General features: G+C 53.6%; 18 protein-coding genes. 11 read left to right on the forward strand and 7 right to left on the reverse strand.

Annotated features, from left to right (window positions below; genetic code table 11):
- Window positions 1–75: 75 nt before the first annotated feature.
- Window positions 76–753 carry a class I SAM-dependent methyltransferase gene (locus OFAG_RS09470; protein ID WP_005876430.1) on the reverse strand — a complete coding sequence of 226 codons (678 nt, stop codon included), beginning with the start codon at window positions 751–753 and terminating at the stop codon, window positions 76–78.
- A 983-nt stretch (window positions 754–1,736) separates the two neighbouring features.
- Here OFAG_RS09470 and OFAG_RS09480 point away from each other — a divergent pair.
- From OFAG_RS09480 to OFAG_RS09500, 4 genes are all read left to right on the forward strand, one after another.
- Window positions 1,737–2,099 (forward strand): iron-containing alcohol dehydrogenase, encoded by a 363-nt coding sequence (locus tag OFAG_RS09480; protein ID WP_005876428.1) that lies wholly within the window; start codon window positions 1,737–1,739, stop codon window positions 2,097–2,099.
- Between the two features lie 157 nt (window positions 2,100–2,256).
- On the forward strand, window positions 2,257–2,835 hold the full coding sequence (locus tag OFAG_RS14470; RefSeq protein WP_005876426.1) for a DapH/DapD/GlmU-related protein: 579 nt from the start codon (window positions 2,257–2,259) through the stop codon (window positions 2,833–2,835).
- Between the two features lie 462 nt (window positions 2,836–3,297).
- Window positions 3,298–3,636: a DUF1622 domain-containing protein gene (locus OFAG_RS09495; protein ID WP_020995203.1), complete on the forward strand. Its 339-nt coding sequence runs from the start codon at window positions 3,298–3,300 to the stop codon at window positions 3,634–3,636.
- Window positions 3,637–4,290: 654 nt separating this feature from the next.
- The gene (locus tag OFAG_RS09500) at window positions 4,291–4,488 is read left to right on the forward strand and encodes a hypothetical protein (RefSeq protein ID WP_005876420.1); all 198 of its coding nucleotides are present in this window, start codon (window positions 4,291–4,293) and stop codon (window positions 4,486–4,488) included.
- Window positions 4,489–4,624: 136 nt separating this feature from the next.
- Here the strand turns inward: OFAG_RS09500 and OFAG_RS09505 are convergent, their stop codons facing one another.
- Window positions 4,625–5,515 carry a LysR substrate-binding domain-containing protein gene (locus OFAG_RS09505; RefSeq protein ID WP_005876418.1) on the reverse strand — a complete coding sequence of 297 codons (891 nt, stop codon included), beginning with the start codon at window positions 5,513–5,515 and terminating at the stop codon, window positions 4,625–4,627.
- A gap of 107 nt (window positions 5,516–5,622) precedes the next feature.
- Between OFAG_RS09505 and OFAG_RS09510 the strand changes: the two genes are divergently transcribed.
- A complete protein-coding gene (locus OFAG_RS09510) occupies window positions 5,623–6,600 on the forward strand; it encodes a TDT family transporter (protein WP_005876416.1) in 978 nt (325 codons plus the stop codon).
- A gap of 274 nt (window positions 6,601–6,874) precedes the next feature.
- Here the strand turns inward: OFAG_RS09510 and OFAG_RS09520 are convergent, their stop codons facing one another.
- Genes OFAG_RS09520 through OFAG_RS09530 form a run of 3 tightly spaced genes read right to left on the reverse strand, consistent with a single transcriptional unit; the run spans window position 6,875 to window position 8,577 of the window.
- Window positions 6,875–7,567 (reverse strand): class I SAM-dependent methyltransferase, encoded by a 693-nt coding sequence (locus OFAG_RS09520; RefSeq protein WP_231371691.1) that lies wholly within the window; start codon window positions 7,565–7,567, stop codon window positions 6,875–6,877.
- On the reverse strand, window positions 7,545–7,901 hold the full coding sequence (locus OFAG_RS09525; protein ID WP_005876412.1) for a DsrE/DsrF/TusD sulfur relay family protein: 357 nt from the start codon (window positions 7,899–7,901) through the stop codon (window positions 7,545–7,547). Before OFAG_RS09525 ends, OFAG_RS09520 begins: the two co-directional genes overlap by 23 nt.
- Window positions 7,873–8,577, reverse strand: coding sequence for an ArsR/SmtB family transcription factor (locus OFAG_RS09530; RefSeq protein WP_005876410.1), 705 nt, complete (start codon window positions 8,575–8,577; stop codon window positions 7,873–7,875). The genes OFAG_RS09525 and OFAG_RS09530 overlap by 29 nt, the downstream gene beginning before the upstream one ends.
- 269 nt (window positions 8,578–8,846) lie before the next feature.
- On the opposite strand from OFAG_RS09530, the gene OFAG_RS09535 reads away from it, so the two are divergent.
- Window positions 8,847–9,230: a hypothetical protein gene (locus OFAG_RS09535; RefSeq protein WP_005876408.1), complete on the forward strand. Its 384-nt coding sequence runs from the start codon at window positions 8,847–8,849 to the stop codon at window positions 9,228–9,230.
- A gap of 426 nt (window positions 9,231–9,656) precedes the next feature.
- Here OFAG_RS09535 and OFAG_RS13945 read toward each other — a convergent pair whose 3' ends face one another.
- Entirely contained in the window at window positions 9,657–9,851 is a 195-nt protein-coding gene (locus tag OFAG_RS13945) for a hypothetical protein (RefSeq protein WP_147617640.1), read from the reverse strand.
- A gap of 15 nt (window positions 9,852–9,866) precedes the next feature.
- On the opposite strand from OFAG_RS13945, the gene OFAG_RS09545 reads away from it, so the two are divergent.
- The 3 genes from OFAG_RS09545 (at window position 9,867) to OFAG_RS13950 (ending at window position 12,780) form a co-directional block, all read left to right on the forward strand.
- On the forward strand, window positions 9,867–10,217 hold the full coding sequence (locus tag OFAG_RS09545; RefSeq protein WP_040720154.1) for a beta/alpha barrel domain-containing protein: 351 nt from the start codon (window positions 9,867–9,869) through the stop codon (window positions 10,215–10,217).
- Between the two features lie 368 nt (window positions 10,218–10,585).
- Window positions 10,586–12,229 (forward strand): FAD-dependent oxidoreductase, encoded by a 1,644-nt coding sequence (locus tag OFAG_RS09555; protein WP_005876403.1) that lies wholly within the window; start codon window positions 10,586–10,588, stop codon window positions 12,227–12,229.
- A gap of 296 nt (window positions 12,230–12,525) precedes the next feature.
- A complete protein-coding gene (locus tag OFAG_RS13950) occupies window positions 12,526–12,780 on the forward strand; it encodes a hypothetical protein (RefSeq protein ID WP_155979202.1) in 255 nt (84 codons plus the stop codon).
- Between the two features lie 611 nt (window positions 12,781–13,391).
- Here the strand turns inward: OFAG_RS13950 and OFAG_RS09575 are convergent.
- Entirely contained in the window at window positions 13,392–14,306 is a 915-nt protein-coding gene (locus OFAG_RS09575) for an AraC family transcriptional regulator (protein WP_005876399.1), read from the reverse strand.
- A gap of 326 nt (window positions 14,307–14,632) precedes the next feature.
- Between OFAG_RS09575 and OFAG_RS09580 the strand changes: the two genes are divergently transcribed.
- Complete coding sequence (locus tag OFAG_RS09580; protein ID WP_005876397.1) at window positions 14,633–15,628, forward strand: aldo/keto reductase; 996 nt, start codon at window positions 14,633–14,635, stop codon at window positions 15,626–15,628.
- Between the two features lie 62 nt (window positions 15,629–15,690).
- Complete coding sequence (locus OFAG_RS09585; protein ID WP_005876396.1) at window positions 15,691–16,440, forward strand: carboxymuconolactone decarboxylase family protein; 750 nt, start codon at window positions 15,691–15,693, stop codon at window positions 16,438–16,440.
- Window positions 16,441–16,457 lie beyond the last annotated feature (17 nt).

Below are 16,457 nucleotides of genomic sequence, written 5' to 3' on the forward strand. Positions count from 1 at the left end.
CCTGTTCTGCTGTCATGGCGGATACTGGCCAAACCCGTTCCCAACTGACAAAGCGCGGGATGGGCCTGTTTTCTGTCAAACGGCAGCGTCGGACGAACTGTGCCTTTTTCTTGCCATCATTCCCATCAGGGCAGCGACACTGACCGAACCGTTTTCTTTTCGTTCTCTCTCCGTGTAACTGACTATTTCGAGTATTTCAAGATTGGTAAAGGTTTTCCGCAGCAGGTCTTCCGAATAAAAATGCTCACGAATTGAAAACCCGTTTTGCCTGTAGTCCAGTTGCTCCGGCGTGTAGCCTTCCAGCATTAAAACGCCAAGCTGTTTCATACTGTAACCATTCAGTATCAGGATGCCTCCGGGTTTCAGGGTCGTCACGCAGTTATCGAAAAGTCTGACGCGCATGCAAGGTGTTGTGAAATTGGCGCAGACGACAATCACCACATCATATTTTTCCGGCACCCAATCCCAGTCATCACAAGACGCTACTGTATAGGTAACGGACACCCCTTTATCGAGCGAGAGCTGCTTCGCTTTTTCAATCGCCTGTGGCGATATGTCGAAAGCATCCACTGTCAGCCCCATTCCGGCACACCAGACACTATTCCGTCCTTCACCATCGGCAACCAGTAATGCCCTTTGGTCTTTTTGCAGAAACCGGGATTTCGATACGAGATACTGACTGGGTTTTGCTCTACCATTCTCTCCAAACTGATGGCCCAATGAACGGATTCCCGCTTTTTTCGCTCCAGACATAACTCCTCCTATTGGTTGACAGGTCGTATGTTCCAAGTCATCGCTTCATTTACCGATCAATACGGTTCATACAAAAGAAAAAGCCACCTTCACAGGTGGCCTTAATTGCGCAAGACAATGGAATTCAGGACCAGGACATGCACTCAGACTGTCTTGCTTGTTTCCGGACATTTTCTCTTCCCCTTGTCTGGGCGACGATCAGACATACTCACATTTTTATGCTGTTTTCAACTGTGCGACCGTTACAAATGACTGGATAATGGAAATCCAGCCTGTTTTCAATTATGGATGCTGCTCTGTTAACCCAGCCAAACGATTGACAAAAACTATTTGTTTCTTGTCGGTAATTATATTTCCTTAATCTGCATTTTTCATGGTTTTTTATTTAATATCATGATTTTATTTGAAATTTACAGCATTCACGCCTGTTTGGCAGAGGTAGAAGTAGCGAACGGACAAGTCCGATATTCAGTTCAGAAATAATGTCCTTGAGAACGATCCCCTCCAGCAAGCTCGTAAACGTGTCGGGATGCTTCGACCACACTTTCCTTTGGACACGGCCTTTTCCAAAGACGGCCTCCTGTCACGGTAGCCCCTCCATACTGTCCTTTCCGGACAATCTTTGCATGGAAAAAAGCGGCACAGGGACAGACTGACCGGATAAGCGGCTTTTGCCGGCTTTCGCCAAACGGCAACCATCCCGGTTTTCATCAGGCCTTGTGGCATTTCTTCTACACCCTGTGCCACCCGGTTCGATTTTTTTAACAAACCGGACGGTTTCGGAAGACGAACGATTCCTGAACAGACATATCCCGAAATAAGGAATGCGTATCCCATCCTTTTCAAGAGGATCAGGCAAGAATCGTAAAGAATTGTATCTGTGACCGCTTCTTTCAGGGTCATATACTCTCTCCTGTACTCAAGCCACACACGGTATTAAAAAGGTCATTTTTTTCCTTCAGTTTTTATTCAGGGAATCATCCATGAACAATTTTATCTATCACAACCCGGTCGCCGTTTATTTCGGGGGAAACCAGCTCCAGCATCTGGGCAAGGAACTCGGACAGTATGGAAAACGCGTGCTTCTGACGTATGGCGGCGGTTCCATCAAAAAGACCGGGCTGTACGACCGGATAGTCGCCGAAATGCAAAAAGCCGGACTGGAATGGTTTGAACTGCCCGGCATAAAACCGAATCCCGACATCGAATCCGTGCGTGAAGGCGTGCGGCTTTGCAAGAACAAGAAAATCGAAGTCTTGCTGGCAGTCGGCGGGGGTTCAACAATCTGGGCATCGCCAGCACCCGCTTCGATGAAATGGCCCGCAAAGCGTGCGGAGGCGGCGTGATACCCGGTTTCAGGTCTTTCGGCCAGCAGGACATCCGTAAAATTTACGACATGTGCCTTTAGCCTTAACGGGCGACGCGCTTTTCGGGAGCGTCGCCTTTTCGGAAAACACACTTTTGCGGAAGGACACAGACCTTCCGAACTGCCAAAGGAACCTTATGCCTGTGAATCTCGACGATTTTCTTGTCCACATCAACAATGGACGGCCTGTTCATCCCGGAACGGAGCTTTACCAATTCATGGTCGAAACGAGCAACGAAGCCATGCGCATTACTGCCGAACTCAATGGTTCATATCATACGCCCGAACAAATCCGGGATTTGATGAGCCGGCTGACCGGAAAGGTCATAGATGAAACCTTCGCGATGTTCCCGCCCTTTTACACCGACTTCGGCAAAAACATCCGCTTCGGGAAAAACGTGTTCGTCAACTCGTGCTGCTGTTTTCAGGATCAGGGCGGCATTATTATTGGAGACGACGCCCTGATCGGCCATCATGTCGTACTGGCGACCCTGAATCACGACTTGTCGCCGGCCCGGAGAAGTACCGTCATTCCAGCGCCCATTCGTATCGGAAACAAGGTGTGGATCGGATCGAACGCCACAGTTCTTCAGGGAGTTGCCATAGGCGACAATGCCGTGATTGCCGCAGGCGCGGTCGTTCACAAAGACGTCCCCGCCAATACCGTTGTCGCCGGAGTCCCGGCGAAAATGGTAAGAAGGATAGAAGCGGACTGACGGAAAAAGCGACAGACCTGTCCCGGACAGCAAGGGATCTTAAAAATTTCATGCCGGTACTCAGTAAACACGGTGTATCGTCAGGCTTTACATTGCTCGCCAAAAACACAATACGCCCAATATTTCAAACCGGCCCGCCTTTTCCCGCCTCCGTTTCATGCCTTAAAACACCGATCCTTTAGCCTGGGAAAATCCGGTGTCCGGCAGCATGTGGTCAATCGGCCATGCCGTGCAAGGCATTTCCGCATGCCTCCGGCCGCCCTTTCCATTTCCGTGTTCCGGGCAAAGGAGGCCGTATCCGGCTTCCGACGGGCCCGGACATTTCCTCTTTTTCCGCTTAAAAGCCCCATGTCTGTTCCCGATTAAAACAGGTTTCTCCCTTTTCTGCCGATAATGGCACATCAATGACTTTGGAGGATTGCCCAAGTCCTGTCACGACTGGAAGAAATCCGGAAACAACGCATGGATATCGCTTTTTTGAAAGAACCACTCGTTCAACTGGTCGGCATTTTACAGTTTGTACTGGAATCCGCTTCGGTGATTTGCGTCTGCGCCGGCCTTGTCCAGACCGTCTATACCGGTATCAGGTCCCGTCAGGGTTTCGTTTTGAACCCAGCCGTCAAACTGACGTTCGGGCGCTGGCTTTCCATGGCGCTCGAATTCCAGCTTGCGGCCGACATTCTGAACACGACTGTCGATCCCGACATAGAAGGCCTGATCAAACTGTTCGGCATCGCTTTGATACGGACCTTCCTCAATTACTTTTTGACAAAGGAAATCGAACTGGACGCGAAGTCCTGAAAATCCGGCAAATGGCGAAATACCGTTTTGCCGGAACCGGTTTTGCCAGACAGGCAACGCTTCACGCAGCGAGCCACTTTCGAGAGACAACGCGTCACACAAATGCGAATCGTCACACCGATCTTTAACAAACGAAACAGAAGACCCGCAAATACGAATCGTGTTTTGCCTGCTCGTTCTCAGCCGGAAACGGAACAAAATTGACAGGACAAAAATCTTGCAAATCGAGTGGCTACAAATTAATCTTGATTCAGGGCGGCAAAAACGTAATATGCAGCCCCGGCGCTTAAAACACGCCCGTACCCGGTAAAAGCCCCGTAAAGCTTTACCGTTCGTGCCAACAAGCGGGTCATTTTACGACCTGCTGTTGGAGCGACGGTCAGTTTCTCTTTTATTTCTCCCTGTTTATATCGTCTTTATCAGGCAAATTCTTTGGCTTGCAAAGCCTGAGCGATATGCTGTAAATTAGCCTCCGGTGCTTAAAACACACCTCGTACTATGTTTGCTTTGCAAGCAGGATTTCGTTCGTCTTTTTTCGACGGGCGGGAGTGGGCTAATACAATACCCGAAAGGGAAATATGCCCAGCAGTTGGTACGACTGTGTTTTAGCTCCCGCCCGACCTTCCCGCCGTTATTATTTGCAAAGACGAACACATGTATAATATCTGGATTGCCGATCTGGGCAAAAGCCCTGAAATATTCATCAATGGAAAAACCGAGGTCATTCACCGCTATGCCGTATGGAAAAAATCCGAAACGAGAATTATAGAAACCAGCGACGATCTCGATTATTTGCTCAAAAAATACAAGCTTTCCATGGCTCATGTCCTGCGGTACAAGTCGTTTCTTTGAATTTTCGTTACTGTTTCGCTTTCCCGCCACAACCGCCATCTTTGATGCCAGATTGCCTTTCTTTTTGAAAAAAGGAAAGACAACCCCCTTCTTTCTATATCGGTCTCCCGACTGACAATATCGTTCCTTCCCGTCTTCAGGCCGTCAGGAAGTCGCTCCACATCCCGCAAAACGCCACCCATTTTTCAAGCGTCGGAGAAATGAATTTGTTCCGATGATGACACAGAGTGAGTTTGCGAAAAAAGCGCCGCTCCAAATGCAAGGGCACGAAATGACCTTTGTACAAGGGCTCGCCAAGCACGCGGCTGGAAATGAATGTCAGTCCCAGATTACGGGAAACGCATGAGAGAATGGCGTCAAAAGCGTTGAGCGAGAGAATCACTTGCGAATTGGCCAGATACAGGGCCAGCTGATTTTCAAAAAAAGCACGGCTGCCGGAACCCGGTTCACGCAAAATCCACCGCTCCCTGCCCAGCTTTTCAAACGAAACCGGCTTTTCTTTTGCCAGAGGATGATTTTTCCCGGCCAGGACGATCATTTCATCCTCCATCCAGGGCTTGCTGACAAGGCCGGGATCCGTCACCGGCCCTTCAAGCAAGGCCACATCAATTTCAAAGCGGTTCAGCATGCCGCATATTTCCTGCGTGTTGCCGATCACCGCCCGGGGCAGCCAGCCGTTTTCGCTTTCGAACGCACCAAGCATGCCGGGCAGCAAATAGCTGCCGATTGTTCTGGTGCATCCCAGCCGGAGGCGCTTGTCCACTCCGCCATCGCCGAACACGTGTCTTATGTCCTGCATGCGTGCCAGCAATTCATCGGCTAACGGCAACAGTTTGTGCCCCTCATGGTTCATCAGCAGCCGCGCATGCTGCCGGTCGAACAGGCGTATGCCCAGCTGGTTTTCCAGTTCCGCCAGCGCCTGCGATACCGCCCCCTTCGTCATGAACAGGGAGTCTGCCGCCGAAGTCATGCTGCCATGGCGGGCAATGGCAAGGAAAACGGACAACTGCTTCAGGGTAATATTCATCGTTTGATTTTTCTAAACATCGCGTTAAGAATAACTCGATTTTTTAAATGGTAACCCATGCCTATAATTCAAGTCATCCCATAAGATAAAAATGTCGAGGTGACGCTATGCTGAAATTCTTCCATAAAAAAATTCGCGGCCTGCCGACTCCTGTCGCCGGTCTGGCCCTGGGCATCGCCAGTATGGGATGGTGTCTGGAAAATGTCCTGCCGCTTCATGGCGCAGGCCAGAACGCAGGCGCCCTGATTGCAGCTGTCCTGCTCGGCGGAATGGCGGCACGCTTCTTTCTTCATCCCGATACGCTGCATCAGGATCTGAAACACCCCGTAGCCGGCAGCATCGTTCCGACATTCGCCATGACGGCGATGGTCGTATCGAAAGCGCTGGGCCATTTTCTGCCGGCGGCGGCCCAGTTGCTGTGGCTTGGAGCGGTTGCCACGCATCTGGCTATGCTGGCCGTTTTCGTTTATCACCGGGCAAAAGAGCTGAAAATGCATCACATGGTGCCGAGCTGGTTCGTTCCGCCGGTAGGGATTGTCGTGGCCGACGTCACCTGTCCGGGCAACGTCTATACGGAATTCGCGCTCGTTTTGCTGGCAATCGGCATGGCGAGTTACCTGCTGATGTTGCCGCTCATGGTTTACCGCCTTGTATTTCATAGTGAAATTCCCGATGTGGCCAAACCGACCATTGCCATCATGGCCGCGCCGGCCAGTCTGTCGCTTGCCGGATATCTGACAGTCGTCAAAGAGCCGTCGATATTGATCTGTGCGGTATTGCTCGGCGTTTCCCTGCTGATGACTCTTGTCATTTATATCGCCTTCTTCCGCCTGATGCGCTTGCCGTTTTCCCCGGGCTATGCCGCGTTCACCTTCCCGATGGCTATCGGCGCGACCGCACTGTACAAAATGGCGCAACTGGCAAGCCGGTATCCCGAAACCGCCGAATACGCCCGGCAACTCCACACGCTGGCAACAGGTGAAGCGGTAATAGCAACACTGGTAATCGCCTATGTTTCCCTGCGTTTTGCCCATCACTACCTGATGCCGCAGCGGTTGACTGTCCGGCAAAGCATCGCGAAATAAACCGGCGCATCAGCCGCATGGAAAAATGCCAGGCCGTTCCGTCTTTTGAAAAAAGAAGACCAGTCTGGCACTTTTCCTGTCATTTTTCTGCCGGAAGGCAAGCCTGCCGCAGGATACTCCTGAAAAGGCCGGCTTTGCTGAAAACATCGGGGAAAACCGCGTGACAAGCCCTGGCTTCCTGTTTTGCCTTCTCACGATGCCCTGGGAAACTTCGTAAAACAGATGCACGAAAGGCAGAAACCGGCTTTTTTCCCTGTCCTTTTACGTTCATGCTTTAAGAAGGCGCTACTTCAGAGCCGTGTTCCCGGATTTTCCCGGACATGAGCAGAAACGATCCCGGTTTCAGACAAGGAGGCAACACATCTTCCACAAACCGGGCCACCCATGAGCCGGATGGCAAACAGATCGCTGTCCTGAATTCAAGGCCGCAAACCGGCAATTCTTTAACACTGTCCGCCAGTTCAGCTTCAGTGATCCAGTCCGCCCCCTGATAGGCGCTTTTCTTTTGCCTGCCTTTCGTCAGCCATAGCAGACTGTGCCTGTTTAGCAAACCGATCGCGAAGCGTTCGCGGGCCACGCGCAGCGCTTCGGCAACGGCTTTTCTCCAGTTTGGGGTGAAACACAAGGCTGTGACGGAACAGACATGCGTAAAACTCCGGTCTTCAAAAGGCAGGGCCATCGCGTCCGCCAGCAGGTAACGGGAAAAGGCATCGCGGCTGCGGGCATAAGCCAGCCATTCGGCATTGACATCCACTCCGGTTACCTGCGCTCCGGTACCATTTGCCAGCCTGCGGGTAAACCGGCCCGTTCCGCAACCGATATCCAGTATGGAATCGCCTTTTTCCGGACCGAGCGAATCCGCAAGCAAGCGGTATTCCCGCTCCTCTACCCACCGGCCCCGGGGAGTGTCATACCAGCCATCGTAGATAGCCGGCGGCACGTATTTAAAACGTGATGATCCTGTCACTGTCGATCACCCACTCGGACAAGGCCTGCATGGTGGACTTTTCCGCGCCGTCGAAATAGGGATGATTCCTGTAAATTCCACAACGGGCCATGCAGGTGCCGCAAACCCTGACCGTAGCGCCGTCTGCAATCAGTTCTTTCAGCATTTGCGACAGATCCTGATCATAGCCTTGCGGCGGCTTGCAGACATCCCGCGCCATATCGACTGAATCGTTCATCAGGAATACGCGCACTTCATGCCCGTTTTTCCGCAAGGTTTTCGCCAGCCGCAGACCATTCCAGGTCACATCCGTCATATCGTAGGGTTCACGGTTGAAAATTATCAGTACTTTCATTTTTCTTTCCCTGTCGGCAAACTTTTTTTTCGAGAGGCAATCCGGCTGCGTGCCACTCCGCCACGCCATCGCTGATCTTGCTGACCCGGTATCCCCGCTTTTCCAGCAAGGCAACCGCGTCGTCGGACAAAAGACAGAACGGCCCCCGGCAATAAGCGACGATTTCCCGGTCTTTCGGCAATTCGGAAAGGCGATCCACGATTTCTTCCACCGGCATCGAGCGCGCGAAGGGCAAATGTCCCGCTTCGTATTCGTGCCGGGGCCTGACGTCGATCACGACAAGTTCGCCGTTTTTCGCCATTTCCATAAACTCGTCCCGCCGGTACGCCGTCAGTTTTTCCGGATTGCCGACGATTCGCTCCAGCGCCTTCTTCAGTTCCAGCAAATGCCCTTGCGCCACCCTGCGCAAACTGACGATCAGCCCGGCAACGTCTTCTCCGGCCAGCCGGTAGAAAACATATTTGCCATCCCGTCTGGCCTGCACGAGACAGGCATTCCTCAGCGTCTGCAGATGGGCGCTGGCAAGCCGGACATCAATTCCGCTTTCCTGCGCCAACGTCTCGACAGTCTTTTCACCCTGCGCCAGCAATTCAAGCAATTGCAGCCTTCTGGAACTGGAAAAGGCCTTGCCGATCCGCGCAAGCTGTTCGTAAAGGCTGTCTTTAAGCTGACGCATTACCGGTTTTTCCGCTGTCATAGGGTTCTGCTCATTCCGTTTCTTTCAATTTTTATATTCTAACGTTCGTTGGAATGTACGTCCATTATGTCGCGAAAGCTTCAGGAATTCGCTTCGGGAAAGAACGGGACTGGAGGAAAATCGCGGACGATAAAGCGCCATCAAGACGCCGCCAGCCCTGAATCCCTCATTCCTGTCCGTTCCTGTCTGCTTCAGGAAACCGGCCATGTACCCGGTTCAGGCATATAAACCCCGCAGGAAAGCGCACAGTGTCCGCTCCGCTTGCTATACTTCGCTTATCGGTATTGCGCGAGAAAAAAATGACGGACAAGCTCAAAGAAAAAATAGAAAAATTTCTGACGATGTGCCTGAAATCGAAATCGGAAAAAGAGAGCGGCAATCCTATCAAAGTCGACGAACTGACTGAAGAACAACACAAGGAAATTGCCGTGGACGCCGTCGCCATAACAAACAGTCTGATGGAGCTCCAGAGACTGCTGCCCCTGTCAAGGCAGCTTGCCGAGTTGGGGCATCTTTTTGAAGCGCAGGGCAAGATCAGTGTGAAAGCAGGGGAAGCCTACGATGAAGCGGCCCTGTCCTTTCTGACCGAACTGTATGGAGCGGGTATTCCCTTACCGACAAGGCTTCATTAAAGCCGCTGACCGGCTTCTCCGGAACAAGGGCGCAAAAAACGGAAAAACGCTTCGTCTCAGACCATTTCTTCCGGAATCGCCACATGCCCGCCCGGTTCCGCCCGTATGGCGGCATCGGCAGGGCCGCCGCACTTCGTCCCGCCGGATTGATTCGCCAGCTTCGCGGCAAAACGGAATGGAACGCTTGCCTGACAAGACCCCGTACCGGCTTGACAGGACGGGATTCATGGCGTTTTCCCGCCGGTCAGGCCGGGCCTTGCAAAAGCCAGCGATTCAAAACCTGTTCCGCCAGGCTCCCGTTTTCCCCTGCCTTTTACCCGGTTATAGAAGAAAAACGCGGCTTCATTCGCTCCAATAGCCGAAGTCAGGACCAAACCCGGTGTTCCATACCGTCTGGCGGCAGCCGGCAAATAGCCGTGATCGACACTAAAACGCCCCTTTCGAACCCGCTTTTTTCCGGATCGTACCCGGTGTGCAGATAAGGGCGTCGGTTCGCCGCTTGCCATCCATGACATCAAGCCGCAGATTGCACAGAAAATCGTGAAAAAGCGCCCGAATGCAGTGGCTATACCATACCCCTATCCCCGTATCCATCAGACGCTGGACTATCCCACTATCCAAGGCGGAGACTTCCCGGTGTTGCAGGGAGATGACCGCGTACTGCCTGCATGGCTTGCTCCTGGATACAGCGGAACGGTTGCCGGAGCGGCCAATGTCTTCCCGGAGCCGCTCATCGCCAGTGACCACGCTTTCCCGTCCCGCGTTTCCGGCTGCACGCCCGAATATGCCAAAGTAACCGCCGGTTTCGACGCGATGAAAAACGTTAATGTCGCCTATTCCAGGGCGGGACCCGCCATCCGCGGTTTCCATGCCGGCACGATGAAAGCGCCCCTGCAAGAGCTTGACGAGGCGGAAATACAGCGTCTCCGCGAAAAACCGGTTGCCCTTTCACAAAAAAACCACAGGCCCCTGAAAATCGTCGATTGAAACGGCAGCCGGCGCTGTTGCAACGCCACGACAGCTTGTCCCGCCCGGACACCCGGTTGCCTGTCGCGTTTTCCCGGAGAAAGTGGCAAACAAAACGGGACAGCAGCCTCCGTAACCGGACAAGACGGCTGATGCCTAACTTGTTGAAAAGCCGAAAATTTGCCTGTAACGCCTGTCAATGGCTCCCGTTCCTGACGGACTGGCTTGCCTGCGAACCGGAGCCGCCTTTTTTACCGGCCGGTAAAATGGTCTCCCCCAATCGCTGTCCGGCGCCAAAGGTCTTGACGTATTCCCAATTAATTTATATTTTAATATAATATCTTTTTATATATTATTAACCCGACCATTCCCATCAGACAGGAGACCCGATGAATCCCATGCATATACTCGTTATCGGCGGTGTCGCGGCAGGCGCGTCTTTCGCCGCCCGCGCCCGGCGACTCGATGAAACGGCAAAAATTACGCTCGTCGAACGTGGCAACGACGTTTCGTTTGCCAACTGCGGCCTTCCCTATCACATCGGCGGCGAAATCCCGGTACGTGACGTCCTGGCCGTACAGACGCCGGCTTCGCTGAAAGACTTGCTGAACGTCGATGCCCGCACCCGTTGTGAAGCGCTCAAAATCGACCGCGACAATAAACGGGTTCTTGTGAGAAACCTGCAAACCTTGCATGACGAATGGCTTTCCTACGACAAACTGATGCTGGCTCCCGGCGCCAGTCCCCGCATGCCTTCCCTTCCGGGCAGCGACGACTCCCGCATCCACACATTGCGCAATCTGGCCGACATGGACCGGATTATCGCCGCGACCGGATCGGGCATGAATGCGGTCGTCGCCGGCGCCGGTTTCATCGGTCTGGAAATGGCCGAACAGTTGCAGCGCAAGGGTCTGAACGTGAAAATTGTCCAGAAAGGCCCGTACGTCCTTCCCCAGCTCGACGCAAAAATGGCCGTGCCGCTGGAAAAGACACTGGCCCTGCACGGTATCGGCGTGTACAAAAACGATGAAATCGTGCGTTTTGAAAGCGGAAAAACGGGGCTGGCATGCCATCTGGCGTCCGGCAGGAAACTGGAGGCCGATATCGTCGTCATGTCGATCGGCATCGAACCGGAAACCGGACTGGCCCGCGATGCCGGGCTCTCGCTCGGAAAACGCGGCCATATCCTCGTCAATGAATTCATGCAAACGTCGGATCCCGACATTTACGCCGCTGGCGATGCCGTCGAAACAGCCGACCGGGTTTTCGGCGAACCTGTATCCGTTGCGCTCGGCGGGCCAGCCAACCGGCAGGGGCGCGTTGCGGCCGATCATCTTTTGCTGGGGGAAAAAGCGCGTCCCTATCCCGGCTCGCTCGGAACGGCCATTGTCCGGGTGTTCGACCTTGCTGCAGGCGTGACAGGCTGGACGGAAAAACGCCTGAAAGCGGCCGGACGCCCGTATGGCATCACCACGGTAAACGATTTCCATCACGCTTCCTATTTTCCGGGCGCCCAATTGCTCACGCTGGCCATCCTCTGGGATCCCGACAGCGGCGCACTGCTGGGTGCGGAAGCCGTGGGCACCGAAGGGGTCGATAAGCGGCTCGATGTGCTGGCGACTGCCATCAGCGCCAAAATGACCGTCGAGGATATTTGCCATCTCGAACTGGCCTATGCGCCGCCTTTCGGTTCGGCCAAGGATATTGTGAACATCGCCGGTTTTGCCGCCTGCAACGAACGGGACAGTCTGGTCAGAACGGTATCCGCGCTTCCCGACGACTCCGGTGTCCAGATTATCGACGTCCGCGGCAAGGCGATGGCCGATGCCGATCCGGTGCCGGGCGCGCGTAATATTCCCCTGCCGGCACTTCGGAACAATCTCGACAAAATCGACCGGAACCGGCCTGTCGTGACGGTTTGCGCGCTTGGCAAAAACAGCTATTTCGCCTCGCGCGTGCTGAAACAGAACGGATTCGACGTGTCCAGCCTTGGCGGCGGCCTGAAAACGCAGATCGGAAAAACCGGGCAATGATACGCCGGGCCGGGCCGGCAAAGTCCGTCCCGGCTGCCGGATCAACGGCTTTTTCCGGACGAAAAAAGGAAACCGCCGACAGTCCTGTCGCCGAAGCGGCAAATTCCTTTTGCCGGACAGGGCAATCCCGGCAGACTCAGGCTCCGGCAACGGCCGGTTTGAGATGGTGCGGACAGAACACGAAAAACGTTTTGGAGACAAGGATGTGCCGGACAGCCAACCGGACAGGCCGTGAGATTCCGCCTTTAACGTACCGTCTGCGCGCAAAATCCGCGAACTCCGGCAAATCGCGGCGGATGGGTCGTCCTGAACCCTTCCGGGACGAGACCGGGAAAACGGGACTTCAGACAAAAGTAGCCGGGGGAACGGGTTTCGGGCAGCACCGGCGCATTCTCATCTTCAGAGGCGATCCTGTCGAAATCGGTCGTTCGCCTAAAACAGCAGCCGGGTTTCGTGGAACAGGCCGCTACGCCTGTCCACTCATGAATCGCGGTTTTCATATTTTCCCGATTAACACTTTCCCGGCTTTTTCTCCGGATAAACCCTATTGACCGGATGCCCGGTCATCGGCAATGTGCGGCAGCAAAACATCGCTTCACAGTCCGCGGCGCCATTCCCGCCTGCCGGCCCTGTCTTTTTTGTCCCTCCCCTTTATCGGGTGAGGCCTCTGTCAATCGGAACGACTTATCCAAAATACTACGCCAGACGACAGGAAAGGAGGTGGATTTTTCCGGCAACATCCGCGATTTTACCGGAAACGGGTCCGTCATATCGTCATAAAAAGCTTTAATAAATCAAAAAAAACTTATTGATTATTAAAAATATTTTATTTTAATGCAATTGCAAGGTGCGCGCATGAAAATGCCTTGCACGGTATAGCCACTTCGCCGGATGGGAATCCAGCCTGCCAGTTGCTGTCGGACAGGACAACGGTGGGAATGCGCCAGACATTTTCATGCCGGTCACTTGGCAAAAACCGGCAGACAATACCTGAACGGGGGTGGAAAAAACCGGAAAAACGGCAACTTTCCGGGAAAGGGAAAAATCGTGAATTTTTTACCGCCGGAAAAGCCGGCACAGCGCCCTGTACCGGACATGACCATCCTGCCAGACGGACAAGGCCGCGCCTTCCCCTCTTTCGTATGAGCCCGTATCGTGACGGTTAAATCCGTACCTCGCGCACCTTGTGGATATTGCGTGAAGGCGGTTCCCCGAACAAGCGTTTGTATTCCCGGTTGAACTGCGTCGGGCTTTCGTAGCCGACAGCCAGACAAGCATTTGCGGCATATTCGTTTTCGACCAGCATCAGCCGTTGCGCTTCGTAAAGACGCAGGCGCTTTTGGTACTGCAAGGGCGAAAGGGTCGTGATTTGCTTGAAATGGCGATGAAAGGTCGATGTTGCCATATTGGCTTTCCTAGCTAATTCATCGACTTGCAAAGGTTCCTTATAGTTATTTCTTAACCATGAAATCACCTGTGCGATCCGGTTTCCCTGTGAACCCGCCGTATTGATGGCGCGCAGAAACCTGCCTCGTGGCCCGACCAGAAGACGGTAATGGATTTCCCGGACAATCATCGGCGCCAGCACCGGAATCTGTTCCGGATTGTCGAGCAGTTCGGTCAAACGCAAAAACGCGTCGAGCAAGTCCGCTTCGATCGGCGTGACAGAAAGCCCCCTGACCGGTTCGTCGCTGTTTTGAGACAAATGCGGCAATTCCGAGATCAGTTGGCCCACCATATATTTGTCGATTTTCAGTCCCAGACCCAAAAACGGTTTTTCGGGCCCGGCATCCAGTATGTAATTCTTGCTTGGCAAATCCACACTGTTCAGGAGACTGTCGTTTTCGCGGTAATGATATTCCTGGCTTCCGACAACGGAACGTTTTTTTCCCTGAATGACGACGCCGACGGCAGGCTCGTAAAAACAGCTGTCGCACACATCGCAATCATCGCGACGGAACAGGGAAAACCCTTCTATGGGAGTTTGGTAATCACCCGGTTCAGGAACCCATTTCAACAGTTTTTCCCTGATGGTGTGATTCTTGTCCATCAGGCTGGTCTGGCTGTTTGCAGGCATGACGCTCTCCTAAAGAAATCCTTGCCAAAAAATACGGGACTTTTTCTCTTCTGATTCTGCCATCAAATGAGAGAATCGGGCAAGAACTAAAGAGTTTCATGCCTTCATTTCCCTCAAGGGAAAAACTAAGCTTTCAACTGTCCGGAAAGCTTCTGAGGTTAGTGGAATATAACCCGGGAAACCGGCAAGGCCTGTGACGGCTGGCGCGTTCCGATGTGCTTTACTGTTTTGTTAGCGGTATGGTTCCGCTTGCAGACCCGTAAAAAAACGCCGGCACAAAGCAAAACCGCGAACAGGTGCAACAGACACTTGAAAGGAGACACATCATGCAAAAACGTCAGCTGGGAAACAGTGGCCTAAAAGTCTCGGCCCTCGGTCTGGGTTGCATGGGCATGAGTTTCGGTTACGGCCCGGCAAAAGACAAAAAGGAAATGATTGCCCTTATACAGGGAGCTGTTGAACGGGGCGTCACCTTTTTCGATACGGCCGAAGTCTATGGCCCGTTTACTAATGAAGAACTGGTCGGCGAAGCGCTCGCGCCTTTCCGGGGAAAAGTGGTCATTGCCACCAAATTCGGTTTTGCGCCAGACCCCGCGGAAAACGGCCAGTGGCGAAAACTGGACAGCCGCCCGGCGCATATCCGCGAAGTGGCAGACGCGTCGCTCAAACGCCTCAAGGTCGATGCCATTGATCTGTTCTATCAGCACCGCGTCGATCCCGACGTCCCTATCGAAGACGTTGCCGGAACTGTGGGCGATTTGATTGCCGAAGGCAAGGTCAGGCATTTCGGCCTGTCCGAAGCGGCGGCACGGACAATCCGGCGCGCCCACGCCGTCTGTCCGGTCTCGGCCGTCCAGAGCGAGTATTCCCTCTGGTGGAGAAAACCCGAGGAAGAGGTTCTGCCGGTGCTGGAAGAACTCGGTATCGGTTTCATGCCGTACAGTCCGCTCGGCAAGGGTTATCTGACGGGAAGTTTCACCGAAAAAACGACCTTCGACAGTTCCGATTTCCGGAGCGTCCTCCCGCGCTTCACCCCGGAAGCGATGAAAGCGAACGCCGCCATCGTCGAACTGGTCAAAAACATGGCGGCACAAAAGAAAACGACTCCCGCCCGGATTGCGCTGGCATGGCTGCTGGCGCAGAAACCCTGGATCGTTCCGATTCCGGGGACAACCAGGTTGTCGCGTCTGGAAGAAAATCTCGGTGCGGTCGATATCGAATTGACCGCCGCTGATCTTCGCGAAATCGACGATGCCGCCTCAGGAATCAGGCTGGAAGGCGCACGGTATCCGGAAAAACTGGAAAAACTGACTGGACGCTGACCAAAATCCGGGCAAAACCTTTTTTTCCGTTTAAAGTTGAAAAGAAGCGAAAAAGGCTCCATATGAAAATGAAAATGGCTTCCATGCTGGCAAGTGCCGCCATTGCCCTGCTTTGCATGGTTCATTTTGCAAAGGCGCAACCCATGAATACCGCACAGGAACAGACACTGGATGCACGACAGGAAAAAATCGTCGCGATTGCGGCGTTTACCGCCAACGGCGATTTGCCGGGGCTGAAAACCGCCCTGAACGAGGGGCTGGACGCCGGCCTGACCGTCAATGAAATCAAGGAAATCCTGATCCAGATGTATGCCTATACCGGATTTCCGAGAAGCCTGAACGGTATCCATGCCTTCATGGACGTGATGGCTGAACGCGAAGGAAAAGGCATCAGCGACCCGGCCGGTGAAGTGCCTGCCGCCCTGCCAGCCGGTACAGACCGGGACGAATATGGCGAAAGGGTCAGGATGACGCTCTCCGGCGTTACGGCACGGCCGCCGGAAAGCGGTTATCAGCTTTTCACGCCCGGCATCGACACGTTTTTGAAAGAACATCTCTTTGCCGATATCTTCGGGCGCGGCGTGCTGGATTACGCCAGCCGCGAAATCGCGACGGTTTCGGCACTGGCCGCCCTGTCCGGCACCGAAGGCCAGTTGCTGTTTCATATGGGCGCCGCCATGAATGTAGGCGTGACGGAATCGCAGATGAAAAACCTGCTTTCCGTTCTGAACGGAAAAATCGGCCCGAAGGAAGCCGAAACCGCCGGAAAGGTTTATGCCAGAGTGCTGGAAAACCGCGCGAAAAAACGGTGATTCCAGCCCATTCAAAT

The organism is Oxalobacter paraformigenes (genome assembly GCF_000158475.2).
GTDB classification, from domain to species: Bacteria; Pseudomonadota; Gammaproteobacteria; order Burkholderiales; family Burkholderiaceae_D; genus Oxalobacter; species Oxalobacter paraformigenes.

Coding starts and splice junctions, on each gene's coding strand:
- OFAG_RS09470 (WP_005876430.1), bottom strand. CDS start 753: ATGTCTGGAGCGAAAAAAGCGGGAATCCGTTCATTGGGCCATCAGTTT.
- OFAG_RS09480 (WP_005876428.1), top strand. CDS start 1,737: ATGAACAATTTTATCTATCACAACCCGGTCGCCGTTTATTTCGGGGGA.
- OFAG_RS14470 (WP_005876426.1), top strand. CDS start 2,257: ATGCCTGTGAATCTCGACGATTTTCTTGTCCACATCAACAATGGACGG.
- OFAG_RS09495 (WP_020995203.1), top strand. CDS start 3,298: ATGGATATCGCTTTTTTGAAAGAACCACTCGTTCAACTGGTCGGCATT.
- OFAG_RS09500 (WP_005876420.1), top strand. CDS start 4,291: ATGTATAATATCTGGATTGCCGATCTGGGCAAAAGCCCTGAAATATTC.
- OFAG_RS09505 (WP_005876418.1), bottom strand. CDS start 5,515: ATGAATATTACCCTGAAGCAGTTGTCCGTTTTCCTTGCCATTGCCCGC.
- OFAG_RS09510 (WP_005876416.1), top strand. CDS start 5,623: ATGCTGAAATTCTTCCATAAAAAAATTCGCGGCCTGCCGACTCCTGTC.
- OFAG_RS09525 (WP_005876412.1), bottom strand. CDS start 7,901: ATGAAAGTACTGATAATTTTCAACCGTGAACCCTACGATATGACGGAT.
- OFAG_RS09530 (WP_005876410.1), bottom strand. CDS start 8,577: ATGCGTCAGCTTAAAGACAGCCTTTACGAACAGCTTGCGCGGATCGGC.
- OFAG_RS09555 (WP_005876403.1), top strand. CDS start 10,586: ATGAATCCCATGCATATACTCGTTATCGGCGGTGTCGCGGCAGGCGCG.
- OFAG_RS13950 (WP_155979202.1), top strand. CDS start 12,526: ATGGGTCGTCCTGAACCCTTCCGGGACGAGACCGGGAAAACGGGACTT.
- OFAG_RS09575 (WP_005876399.1), bottom strand. CDS start 14,306: ATGCCTGCAAACAGCCAGACCAGCCTGATGGACAAGAATCACACCATC.
- OFAG_RS09580 (WP_005876397.1), top strand. CDS start 14,633: ATGCAAAAACGTCAGCTGGGAAACAGTGGCCTAAAAGTCTCGGCCCTC.
- OFAG_RS09585 (WP_005876396.1), top strand. CDS start 15,691: ATGAAAATGAAAATGGCTTCCATGCTGGCAAGTGCCGCCATTGCCCTG.